This is a genomic window from Haematobacter missouriensis, from assembly GCF_000740775.1.
Classification (GTDB): domain Bacteria; phylum Pseudomonadota; class Alphaproteobacteria; order Rhodobacterales; family Rhodobacteraceae; genus Haematobacter; species Haematobacter missouriensis.
The window spans coordinates 171,239-183,225 of sequence record NZ_JFGS01000003.1 but is presented as its reverse complement, the minus strand read 5'-3'; the positions used below and the strand labels follow the sequence as shown (position 1 = coordinate 183,225).

General features: G+C 65.2%; 10 protein-coding genes. 1 reads left to right on the top strand and 9 read right to left on the bottom strand.

The annotated features are described in order from the left end of the window. Positions 1–55: 55 nt before the first annotated feature. The 9 genes from CG51_RS04950 to CG51_RS04910 all read right to left on the bottom strand — a co-directional run bounded on the left by CG51_RS04950 (position 56) and on the right by CG51_RS04910 (position 11,030). Complete coding sequence (locus CG51_RS04950) at positions 56–1,693, bottom strand: ATP-binding cassette domain-containing protein (protein ID WP_035742581.1); 1,638 nt, start codon at positions 1,691–1,693, stop codon at positions 56–58. Further along, complete coding sequence (locus tag CG51_RS04945; protein ID WP_035742578.1) at positions 1,690–2,517, bottom strand: ABC transporter permease; 828 nt, start codon at positions 2,515–2,517, stop codon at positions 1,690–1,692. The genes CG51_RS04950 and CG51_RS04945 overlap by 4 nt, the downstream gene beginning before the upstream one ends. Continuing rightward, positions 2,483–3,493, bottom strand: a complete 1,011-nt coding sequence (locus tag CG51_RS04940; RefSeq protein WP_035742576.1) for an ABC transporter permease — start codon at positions 3,491–3,493, stop codon at positions 2,483–2,485. The genes CG51_RS04945 and CG51_RS04940 overlap by 35 nt, the downstream gene beginning before the upstream one ends. 114 nt (positions 3,494–3,607) lie before the next feature. Beyond that, positions 3,608–4,072 (bottom strand): VPLPA-CTERM sorting domain-containing protein, encoded by a 465-nt coding sequence (locus tag CG51_RS04935; RefSeq protein WP_143412843.1) that lies wholly within the window; start codon positions 4,070–4,072, stop codon positions 3,608–3,610. Positions 4,073–4,389: 317 nt separating this feature from the next. Then, positions 4,390–5,529, bottom strand: coding sequence for an AI-2E family transporter (locus CG51_RS04930; protein WP_416171647.1), 1,140 nt, complete (start codon positions 5,527–5,529; stop codon positions 4,390–4,392). A gap of 518 nt (positions 5,530–6,047) precedes the next feature. Then, positions 6,048–7,436 (bottom strand): dihydrolipoyl dehydrogenase, encoded by a 1,389-nt coding sequence (lpdA, locus tag CG51_RS04925; protein ID WP_035742571.1) that lies wholly within the window; start codon positions 7,434–7,436, stop codon positions 6,048–6,050. 1 nt (position 7,437) lies between these two features. Continuing rightward, complete coding sequence (locus CG51_RS04920) at positions 7,438–8,778, bottom strand: dihydrolipoamide acetyltransferase family protein (RefSeq protein ID WP_035742569.1); 1,341 nt, start codon at positions 8,776–8,778, stop codon at positions 7,438–7,440. Between the two features lie 2 nt (positions 8,779–8,780). Beyond that, on the bottom strand, positions 8,781–9,794 hold the full coding sequence (locus tag CG51_RS04915) for an alpha-ketoacid dehydrogenase subunit beta (protein ID WP_035742567.1): 1,014 nt from the start codon (positions 9,792–9,794) through the stop codon (positions 8,781–8,783). Between the two features lie 3 nt (positions 9,795–9,797). Beyond that, positions 9,798–11,030: a 3-methyl-2-oxobutanoate dehydrogenase (2-methylpropanoyl-transferring) subunit alpha gene (locus tag CG51_RS04910; RefSeq protein ID WP_035742564.1), complete on the bottom strand. Its 1,233-nt coding sequence runs from the start codon at positions 11,028–11,030 to the stop codon at positions 9,798–9,800. A gap of 198 nt (positions 11,031–11,228) precedes the next feature. On the opposite strand from CG51_RS04910, the gene CG51_RS04905 reads away from it, so the two are divergent. Further along, positions 11,229–11,708: an Lrp/AsnC family transcriptional regulator gene (locus CG51_RS04905; RefSeq protein ID WP_035742934.1), complete on the top strand. Its 480-nt coding sequence runs from the start codon at positions 11,229–11,231 to the stop codon at positions 11,706–11,708. Positions 11,709–11,987 lie beyond the last annotated feature (279 nt).

The following is an 11,987-nucleotide window of genomic DNA, read 5'->3' as shown; positions in this document are numbered from 1 at the left end:
CGCCGGAATTGGTTCGCATCTGGCGAAATCCAGCCGAAATCGACACATCCCGGCATCATAGCGGCCCGATTTCCCGGTTTTCGGAGCAAGGAGAGTTCTGAGCCCCTGCAGCAACCTGCTCGGAGGCGAGGATCGGCATCGCCGCCACCAGGGCACGGGTGCAGTCCGCCTGCGGATGAGAGAGCAGGCGCGCCACGGGCCCCACCTCCACCACGCGGCCCGCCTCCATGACCAGCGCCCTGTCGCACAGCCGCGCGACGGCGGAAAGGTCATGGCTGATGAACAGGAGTGCCAGAGCCCGCTGCCGGCGCAGCGCGTCCAGCCGCTCCAGCAGCTCTCCCCGAAGCGTCGCATCCAGCGCGGAGGTCGGCTCATCGAGCACAAGAATCGCAGGTTCGGGTGCAAGGGCGCGAGCCAGGCCGACGCGCGCCCTCTCCCCGCCGGAAAGGGTGTGCGACGGACGGTCCAGCAACACCTCCGGCAGGCCGGCAAGCCGGACGGCCTCCTGCAGCCGCCCCTCTCGCTCGGCCTCGCCGAGCGCGGGCCGCAACAGGCGCAGCGGATCATCTATCGCACGCCGGGCCGTCCAGCGCGGAGGGAGGGCGCCCTGTGCATCCTGAAGCGCCAGTTGCACGGCGACGCGCAGAGGGTGGTGCGCGAAACGGCGAAGGGGGACAGCCAGCGCATCCTCGCCCATGAGATGCAGCCTCCCGCCATCGGGCTGCTCCAGCCTGCAGATCATCCGGGCCAAGGTGGTCTTGCCTGAGCCCGACGGCCCGATGAGGCCGACCGCCTCCCCAGCGCGCAGCGCCAGATCAGCGCCCTCCACTGCGGCGATATGCGTCCCGCCCCAGCCCCCGCGCGCCAACCGGAAGCGCCGCGCCAGCCCCTCTGCCCGCAGCACCTCACCCCCGATTGCGGGCGGAGCGGGCGCGACCCGGGGCCGCGCCGCCGCGACCAGCCCCCGCATCAGCGCGGAATGCGGCGTGGTGAGCATTGCCCGCGTGGTGCCCGTTTCCACGATCCGGCCAGCTTCCAGCGCGGCGACCCGGTCCGACCGCCCTGCCGCGACCGCGATATCATGGGTTATGAGCATCACGGCCATGCCGCGTGCCCGAGCCGCCTCGTCAATGAGGTCCAGGATCCCCGCCTGTGTGGGGGTGTCGAGATCGGTCGTCGCCTCATCGGCGATGAACAGCGCGGGATCGCCCGCCAGCGCTGCAGCCACCGCCGCGCGCTGACACAATCCTCCGGAAAGTTCATGCGGCAGGGCATCCGCCAGACCCGGCGGAAAGCGCACATCCTCCAGTAACCCCGCCACCCGCACCGCGACCTCCTTCGGCCGGAGGGGCTGGTGGCGGGCGACCACGTCGGCCACCTGATCCCGGATGGAAAGCAGCGGGTTCAGCGACCCACGCGGCTCCTGAAACACCATGCCGATCCGCCGCCCGCGAAGGGGCTGCCAATCCGGCGGCGCCGCCAGCGTCTGCCCGCCGAACCGGATCGTGCCGCCCATCTGCGCCGCTCGCGCCGGCAACAGCCCCGCGATGGCGGCGGCGAGCATCGACTTGCCCGACCCACTTGGCCCCACGAGAGCCAGCCGTTCGCCCGGCGCAAGCGTGAGCGACACCCCCGCCAGCACGGTCCGTCCGCCCACCGCCACGGCGAGATCCTCGACCTCGAGCAGGCTCATGTCCGCCCCCGCGCCGCAAGCCAGCTCCGGAGGAGATCCCCCGAGAGGTTGCAGGCCAGAATCGCCAACATCAGCGCGAGACCCGGAAACGCTGCCACCCACCACGCGCCTGAGGCCACGAACCGCGTGCCTTCCGCAACCATGAGACCCCATTCCGGCGTGGGTGGCCGGATGCCAAGGCCAAGGAACGACAGCCCCGCCGCGTTCATCATGGCCCAGCCGAGGTTCACCGAGCTTTGCACCGCCACCACCGGCAGGATCTCGGGCAGGAGGAGGAGGCGCAGGATCCGCCCCTCGCCAGAGCCGCCGATACGGGCCGCCTCCACATAGGGTGCGCTACGCCGCCGTGCGGCCTCCGTCCGGGAAAGGCGCATGTAGAAGGGCAGGTTCACCAGAGCCGTGGCAAGAATGAGGCTGCTCATCGACGGCCCCATGACCGCAGCGACCGCCATGGCGAGAAGAAAGAGCGGGACCGCCAGCATCACCTCGCTTACCCGCCCCAGAAGCGCATCGGCCCAGCCGCCGTGGAAGCCCGCCAGAGCCCCCAGAAACGTGCCTGGTATTGCCGCCAGCGCTACCGCCGCCGCCGCGATCCCGAGATCGATTCGCGCGGCAGCGATGGTCCGTGAAAACACGTCCCGCCCCACATGATCCGTGCCGAACCAGTTCCGCGCCGAGGGCGGCGACAGCGCCCGCGCCGCATCGGTCGCCAGCGGATCGAAGGGAGTGATCCAAGACCCGATGAGCGCCAGCAGAACGAAGCCGCCCAGCAACAGGAGAGGCAGTCGGTCAGCGATGGGCCGTCCTCGGGTCGATGAGAGCATGGGCCAGATCAACAAGCAGGTTGGCGGCAATCAGCACCGCGGCGACGGCAAGCAGAAAGCCCTGCAATGCCGCATAGTCGAGCGCGACGAGCGCGTCCATCGCGAAGCTCCCCAGCCCCGGCCAGGCAAACACCTTTTCCACCACCACATTCGCGCCGAAAAGATAGGCGAAGGTCAGTCCTGCCGTCGTGGTGATCGGCAACAGGGCATTCCGGAACGCATAGCTCCCAACCAGTCGGCCTACCCCCAGTCCGCGCGCGCGCCCCGCCCTGAAATAATCCGCCGACAGGGCCTCCCCCATCGCTGTCCGGGTGATCCGGGCGATGGGGCCGAGCGCGAAGATTGCCATTGTCATCGCGGGTAGCACCAGATGACCGATACCAGAAGCCAGAGCCCGCCCGTCTCCCGCAACGAGACTGTCCACTATAAGGAAACCTGTAATCCTTTCAGGGAATGACAGGAAGGGGTCCAACCGGCCCACCGGCTCCGGCAGCCAACCCAACGCATCATATAGAAGATGTGACAAAAACAACGCAGTCACGAAGGTGGGAAGGCTGAGACAAACCGCCGACAGCAGGCTTCCGATCCTGTCGATACCGCTTTCAGGCCGGAGCGCGCCCGCGATTCCGAGAGTCACCCCAAAGGACAGCGCCAGGAAAAGGGCGCAAAGGGCAAGCTCCAGCGAGGCAGGAAGGCGGCGCGCTATCTCCTCCGCAACGGGTCGGCCCGTCGCGCGAGAATAGCCGAGATCCCCCCGTGCCAGTCCCGTGACATAGGCTCCGAACTGCTCTGGCAGTGGCTTATCAAGAGCGAGTTCAGCCCGCAGGGCCCGTGTTTCCGCCTCCGTCATCCCCGGCTGGCTTGCATACAAAGCCGCAGGATCGCCCGGCAACAGACGGGTCAGCATGAAGCCGAGGCAGAGAACGGCGAATAGCGTCGGAATCGCGGCAAGGCAGCGCAGTACTAGAAACCTCATGCAATCCTTTCGGCCCGGCCCCCCACAGAATCGACATGTCGGGAAATGCGTAGCCCCGCAAGCAAAGAAAAAGGCGGCGCCGAGGCACCGCCTTTTTTATAGAAGTCAGTCCGATCAGGCGTCTTTGCGACGCACACGGCGCAGGCCCGCCACACCAGCAAGCGCACCAGCGAGGAGGACGCCGGCAGCCGGAAGCGGCACGGGAGATACGGAGACGGAGTCGATATCGAAGCCGTCGCGGCCGCGGCCGAGAATGACCGGCGACGTGTCGATGATGCGCAGGGTATCGAAGATACCGCTGAACGACAGGGCGATAGTCTCCATGGAATTGGTGATTTCAGCAATCTTGGTGAAGCTGCCGGCCGCGCCGCCCCACACTTCCGCGGTTTCGAGATAGGTGTCGCGCGGCAGCCAGGTCACCTCAATAACCGCGCCCGGCCCGGTGAAGCTTTTGCCGAAGGTGAAGTCGGCAAAGCCGCCGTAGCCGAGCGACAGGAATTTTCCATCGGGCGTCCCAAGCGCATTATCAGGATTGCTCCGATAAGGCTTCAGATCGCCGAAGCCGGGCGTCCAAGTCACGCCGGTCGCATAAATGGGCGCTGCAAGCGCAGCGCCAGCCGAAAGAGCGACCGCAGCAACGGTCGCGAAAGCAAGAGATTTTACAGACATGGTATTCCCCCGGAAAATTTTAGAACTTCCACATGGGCCATCGTGGCGCCCGAGGGAGATGGTGACACAAGTCTCTCTAAAAGAAAGAAATCTTTTAAAATTTAGCATGAAAATATTTGTTTCCCTCTCACAACATGATGCGACTGCCGCGAAGTGATAAAAAAATATGCGGTAATGCCGCACTGCAGCACGACCGCATTATTTCTTAGCAGGAAACGGAGGGAAGTTCAGTCAGGCGGATGCTGGCGGGAAGGAGCCTGCGGTGCCCCGCTCTGAGGCAGAGGATGGGCCGCAATCTCCCGCGCCCACTCTCGCCAGATGGAAACGAGCAGCGCCATAAGTACCGGCCCCACGAACAGCCCGACGATGCCGAGCGTCTTTACCCCACCGATGAGGCCAAAGAACGTGGGCAGGAACGGCAGTTTCACCGGCCCCCCCACCAGCACGGGCCGGATGGTCTTGTCCACGATGAACAGCTCGACGCAACCCCATATGAACAGGGCCGCGCCTGCGCCGGCCGAACCGCTGCCGACCAGATAAAGGGAGATGAGCGTGAAAGAGAGCGGTGCCCCCCCCGGTATCAATGCCATGAAGCCGGTGATGACGCCGAAGGTGACCGGGGACGGCACTCCCGCCAGCCAATAGGCCACGCCGAGAATCACGCCCTCCCCTATGGCAATGAGCGTCATCCCCGTCACGGTCGAGGAGATGGTGCGCGGGATGATGCGCGAAAGCCGCTCCCATCTGCCGGGAACGATCCGCTCCCCCATCATGTCGAGTTGTGCCGCGACCCTGTCCCCGTCGCGGTAAAGCACGAACAGGGTAATGAGCATGAAGATCAGCGCCAGCGCGAGATGCAGCGCCATGGAGCTTGCCGTCAGTACGCCCCGATAGATCGTGCCGATATTGGCACCGCTCGTCACCTGAACGAGCTCTCCGATCGCGCCTGGGCGCCCGATATGCTGGTTCCATTGCTCGACCAGCCAGCTTCCGATAACGGGGAAAGTGTCTAACCAGTCGGGCGGCGGTCCCCCTACGGCATTGATCTGAATGGCCCATGACAGCCACTCCCGAAACTCGCGCGCCGCATAACCAAGCGCGATGATGATCGGGATCACCAGAAACAGCACGATGAGCAGGACGAGCAGCGCACCCGTCAGCGTCCGCCCCAACCCGACCCTGTCGTGAAGACGCACCCGCAGGGGCCATGTGGCAAAGGCGATGATCGTCGCCGCCAGCACCGGCACCAGAAAGTCATGAAAGAACCAGACCGACGCTGCGAGGACGCCGACCAAAAGCCACCGGGCAAGGGAAGAATAGGGGATCAGCGGTGGGCGGCGCAGGTCCGCGCGGTGGACGAGATGGATCTGCCGATCCCGCTTGTTCTCGTGCTCGTTGTCCGTCACCTGTTCCACGCCTTGTCCACGCCTTGCTCCGCTTGCATGTGCTGTCTGCGCACCACTGGACAAGAAGCGATCCCGCAGCCCGATGCAAGATCGGCAATGCCGCACTTGTTTTTTACCCGAGGGGGGAACCACGGCGAATGGGCCGCGTTAACTCACAGAAGGATAAGGCAGGACAGAAGCAGATGACCACAGCGCTTCCCTTTTTGCTCGCCCTCGCTGCCGTTGTTACAGCAATAGCGGTGCCGAAGTTTGTCTCGCGAGATGTGCCGGTTCGAGTGGAACGGCAACTGCTACGTAAAACGCGCGCGAACAGGCACCCATAGACTTAAGGAGCCTCCATTGAAGGGCGTACTTGCTTGGCTGATCGGTATTCCGATCCCCCTCATCATCATTCTTTATCTGTTCAACGTTTTCTGAGTGACCGAAGTAAATGTTGAGCCGCGCCTTCCCAAAAGGCGCGGCTTCTTCGTTTAATTTTCTCAGATGTGCAGGGCGTGGCCGAGCGCGCGAAGGCAGGCCTCCTGCAATCCTTCGCCCTGCGTGGGATGGGCGTGAACCGTTCCTGCCACATCCTCCAGCAGCGCACCCATCTCGATGGCCAGGCCAAAGGCCGTCGCCAGTTCCGAAACGCCATGGCCAACCGCCTGAACGCCGAGGACAAGGTGATCGGACTTGCGGGCCACCACACGGATGAAGCCGTCGTCGCGTTCCATCGTCATCGCACGCGCGTTTGCGGCGAAGGGAAAGCTCGCGGTCAGCGTGGCGATGCCCTGCGCCTCCGCCTCCCCGGGCGAAAGGCCGGCGGTCACCACCTCCGGGTCGGTGAAACACACGGCGGGAATCACCCGCTTGTCCCAGACGCGCCGCTCCCCGGCGACGATCTCCGCAACCATCTCCCCCTGTGCCATCGCACGATGGGCGAGCATCGGTTCCCCCGTCACGTCGCCGATCGCATAGATCCCGCGCATGGATGTCCGGCACCCGTCATCCACCGCGAGGAACCTTCCGTTCCGGGTGAGCGACAGTTCCTCCAGCCCCCATCCTTCCAGCTGCGGCTTCCGCCCGACGGTCACGAGCACCTTCTCCGCCGCGATCTGCTCTACCTCACGGCCCGTCTCCACGGTAAGCTGGCCGTTGCCGAACACCCGCGCCTTCGCCCCGGTGAGCACCCGAACGCCGAGCGTCTGCAACCGCTGCGCCACGGGCTTTGTAAGGTCCGCGTCGTAAAGCGGCAGGATGCGGTCGGCCATCCCCGCCACCGTGACCTGCGATCCCAGCTTGGCGAAGGCCGTGCCGAGTTCGAGGCCGATATATCCGCCGCCGACCACCGCCAGCGTCGGCGGGATATCCTTGAGCGACAGCGCCTCGGTGGAGGAGATGACATCCCCGCCGAAGGGCAGGAAGGGCAGCTCCACCGGCACGGAGCCGGTCGCGATCACCACGGTTTCCGCGGTGATGGTATGGCTCTCGCCCTCCGCCGTGGTCACTGCCACGGTCTTGCCATCCACGAAACGCGCGGTGCCCTCGATCAGCCGCGCCTTGGCCTTCTTCAGCAAAGCCCCGACGCCCCCGTTCAACCGCTGCACTATTGTGTCCTTCCACGCCACCGTGCGGGAAAGGTCGATGGCGGGATTGGCGGCAGTGATGCCCAGCGCCCCCTCCGCGGCGAAGGTGCGAAGGCGTGCGAATTCCTCTGCTGCGTGGATCAGCGCCTTGGACGGGATGCAGCCGATGTTGAGACAGGTGCCCCCCGGCTTGCGAGGATCGACGATGATCGTGTCCACCCCCAGTTGCCCGGCACGGATCGCGCAGACATAGCCCCCCGGGCCTGCCCCGATCACGAGCAGCTTGCAGGTCAGTTCGGCCATGTCATTCCTCCACGAAAATCATCGCAGGCGTTTCCAGCAGCGTCTTCAGCCGCTGAACGAAGACCGCCGCGTCCCATCCGTCGATCACCCGGTGATCGAAGGAGCAGGAAATGTTCATCATCTTGCGGGGCACGAATTCCGAGCCATCCCAGAAGGGCCGAATCTGCATCCGGTTGACACCGACGATGGCGACTTCCGGGTGGTTGATGATCGGCGTGGTCGCGATGGCTCCGAGCGGGCCCAGCGAGGTGATGGTGATGGTGGAACCGGAAAGCTCCTCCCGCGTGGCGCTGCCGTCGCGCGCGGCCTCCGCCAGCCGCAGCAGCTCCCCCGCCGCCTCGCGCAGCGTCAGCGCCTCCGCATGACGCAGCACCGGAACCATCAGCCCGTTCGGCGTCTGGGTGGCGATGCCGATATGCACGCCGCCGAACTGCCGCACGACGCCCGCCTCGTCATCATAGAGCGCGTTCAGCGCGGGTTGCTCCCGCACCGCCCGCACGATGGCCTTCATGAGGAACGGTAGGAGGGTCAGCTTTGCCGCGCCCCTGCCTTCGGCGTTGAGCTTGGCACGCAAGTCCTCCAGCCCGGTGACATCGACCTCCTCGATGATGCTGATATGGGGGATATTGCGCTTGGCGAGCTGCATCCGCTCCGCGATCCTGCGGCGCAGACCGACGACTTTCACCTCCGTGATGGAGCCGTCGCGGCGATGAGCGGGACGGCCCTCGGGCGCGCCTGCTTCCACATGCGCGGTGAGATCGTCATGAGTGATCCGCCCCGCCGGCCCGGAGCCGCGCACGAAGCGTAAATCGACCCCCGCCTCCCGCGCCCTCTGGCGGACGGAAGGCGTGGCGAGCGGCCGCTCCCCCTCCGGCCGGAGAGCGGCGGCGGGCGCAGGGCGCCCCTGCCCCCGGGGTTCGGACCTTGGAGCCGCGCGCGAAGCCTCGCCGTTTTTGGCAGTCGGGGATTTGGTGGCGGAGGATTCGGCAGCGGATTCGGCGGGCATACCTGCGCGCAGCGCTTCGTCCGCCCCGCTCCCTCCTTCCGCTGCTTTCGCCGCCCGCATCGGCGGCTCCGCATCGGCAGAGATATTCCCCTCTCCCTCCACTTCCAGACGGATCAGCTCCGCCTTCACGGCGATGCTGTCGCCCACCTCTCCACCAAGCCAGACCACCTTGCCGGAAGCGGGAGAGGGGATTTCCACCGTCGCCTTGTCCGTCATCACGGCGGCGAGCGGTTGGTCCTCCTGCACGATGTCTCCGGGTGTCACGTGCCATTCCACAAGCTCGGCCTCGGCGATGCCTTCGCCGATGTCGGGCATTCTGATCGACAGGGTTCCCATGCTCACGCCTCCATGATGCTGGTGAGCGCCGCGCCGACCCGCGCAGGCCCGGGGAAATAGCTCCATTCATGCACATGCGGATAGGGAGTATCCCATCCCGCAACCCGCCGCACGGGAGCCTCCAGATGGTAGAAACACTCCTGCTGGACCAGCGCCGCCAGTTCCGCCCCGAAGCCGGAGGTGAGCGTGGCCTCATGCACGATCACGCAACGACCAGTCTTTCGGACGGAGGCCGTCACCGCCTCCAGATCAAGCGGGAGCAGCGTGCGCAGATCGATCACCTCGGCATCCACGCCCGTCTCCTCCGCCGCGGCCTCCGCCACATGGACCATGGTTCCATAGGTCAGCACCGTCACGGCGGAGCCTTCCCGCCGGATGGCGGCCTTGCCCAAGGGAACGGTGTAGTGGCCGGGCTCCACCTCTCCGAAGGGATGGTTCTTCCACGATGCGACCGGGCGTTCATGATGGCCGTCGAACGGGCCGTTGTAGAGCCGCTTCGGCTCCATGAATACCACCGGGTCGGGATCCTCGATCGCGGAGAGCAGCAGCCCCTTGGCGTCCTGCGGGTTGGACGGCACGACGACCTTCAACCCCGTCACATGGGTGAACAGCGCCTCCGGAGACTGGGAGTGCGTCTGCCCGCCGAAGATTCCGCCGCCCGTGGGCATGCGGATCACCATGGGGCAGGTGAATTCGCCGTTGGAGCGGTAGCGCAGCCGCGCGGCTTCCGACACGATCTGGTCATAGGCGGGATAGACGTAATCCGCGAACTGGATCTCCACCACCGGACGAAGCCCATAGGCCGCCATGCCGATCCCAGCACCGACGATGCCGGATTCATTTATCGGTGTATCGAAACAGCGCGTCGGACCGTATTTTTTCTGCAGGCCGGAGGTCACACGAAAGACCCCGCCGAAATATCCGGCATCCTCGCCGAACACGATCACGCGGTTGTCGCGGCCCATCGCCACGTCGAGCGCATCGCGCAGCGCCTCGATCATCGTCATGCGCGCCATGGCTCAGTACCCCGCTTCCTGCCGCTGGCGCATCAGATGCGGCGGCATCGTCTCGTACACGTCCTCGAACATCTCGCGGACGGAGGGGCGGTGGCCGGAATGCAGCGTACCGATGGCTTCAGCCTCCTTCTGCGCGGCAACGACTTCAGCCATGATCTCCGCTTCCGCCTGGGAATGACGCTCGTCGGACCAGATGCCTTTCAGGATCATATGATTCTTCAGCCGCAGGATCGGGTCGCCCAGTGGCCAGGCGGAGCTTTCCTCCGCCGGGCGGTAGGCGGAGGGATCGTCGGAGGTGGAATGCGCCCCCTGCCGGTAGGTGACATATTCCACCATCGTCGGCCCGAGGTTCCGCCGCGCCCGTTCCGCCGCCCAGCGCGCGACAGAAAGCACCGCAAGATAGTCGTTGCCGTCCACCCGGAGAGAGGGAATGCCGAATCCCAGCCCCCGCGCGGCGAAGGTGCCCGACCCGCCCCGCGCGATACCCTGAAAGGTGGAGATGGCCCACTGGTTGTTCACCACGTTCAGGATCACCGGTGCCTTGTAGGTGGAGGCAAAGACCAGCGCCGCGTGGAAGTCGCTCTCCGCCGTGGAGCCATCGCCGATCCAGGCCGCGGCGATCTTGCGGTCGTTCATGATGGCCGAAGCCATCGCCCAGCCCACCGCCTGAATATACTGCGTCGCAAGATTGCCCGAGATGGAGAAAAATCCCTGCGGCTTGTCCGAATACATCACCGGCATCTGCCGGCCGCGCATCGGATCCTCCGCGTTGGAATAGATCTGGTTCATCATCGTGCGGAGCGAATAGTCGCCGGCGATCAGCAATCCCGCCTGCCGGTAGGTGGGAAAATTCATGTCGCCGGGGTTCAGCGCCTTGCGGAAGGCGCAGGACACCGCCTCCTCTCCCAGATGCTGCATGTAGAAGGAGGTTTTCTGCTGGCGCTGTGCCGTCAGCATCCGGGCATCGAAGGCGCGCAGGATCATCATGTGCCTGAGCCCGTCGCGGAGCGCGTCATCGGACAGCTCGATGGCCCAGGGCCCGACCGCCTCCGCCTGCCGGTTCAGCACCCGGATGATGGTAAAGGCCATGTCCCGCATATCCTCGGGATTCTCGTCGATCGCGGGGCGCCGGACCGTGCCCGCGCGGGGGATCGTCACATGGCTGAAGTCCGGCTTGTCTCCCGGCCGGACCTCCGGGGCGGGAACATGCAGGCTGAGCGGCGGCAGATCGTCCATGGCGTCTCCTCAAGGCGCGGTCGCGCGGTATGGGAAGGGTTGGCCACGGCGTGCCGGGCGGCTCCTCTCCGCCCCCTTTCCCCGGTATGAGGATAATGCCGAGCGGCCAAAAGGAAATTCCGATCCTTGCGCATGGCGATTTTGTGTCAGAAGCTTCTTTCACGATCTGCGCCAATCCCGGCAGCATCTTTGGACACCATGCCCGAACCCAGTCGCATCCTTGATCGAATCGACCGCCGGATCCTCCGCGCCCTTCAGGGGAACGGTCGCCTGACCAATGCCCAGCTCGCGGAGGAGATAGGCCTCTCGCCCAGCCCCTGCTGGCAGCGCACCCGTCGGCTGGAGGCGGAGGGCTACATCCGGGGCTATACCGCCGTGCTGGATCAGGAGCGGCTCGGCATGGCGGAGACGGTCATCATCGAAGTCATGCTCGACCGCCATGATGACACCGCGCTCGAAGCCTTCGGCAAGGCCATGGTCGCTCTGCCGGAGGTGCTGGAGGTCTATCTCACCACCGGGGAATACGACTATTTCATCAAGGTCGCCGCCAATGGCACACGGGGATACGAGGACTTCCTCCGCCAGAAGCTGTTCCGCGTGCCGGGCATCCGCCATGCGCGGTCGAGCTTCACGCTGCGTTGCCTCAAGCGGAGCCAGTCCGTCGTGCCGGAGATCTGAGCGTTCATCGCGCGGAAGGACAAGGAGCTTAAGGCTGCTGAAAAAGTTCTGAAGTGTCATGCTATGCGCCGGAAATCGGAAGATCGGCCCGGAAACGCCCGAAAATATATGGATTTCGTCAGATGGCGAACGATTTCCACTCCAACACAGGCCAAAAAGCGTTTTTCAGCAGCTTAAGCCTTGTCGAAGCGCATGGGTCGAAAGCGCACGGGAACGTGCAGGAGGGCGAGGGAGTTTGGGAGAAGTCTCGACGCCAGGCAAACTGCACCATCTGTCGCG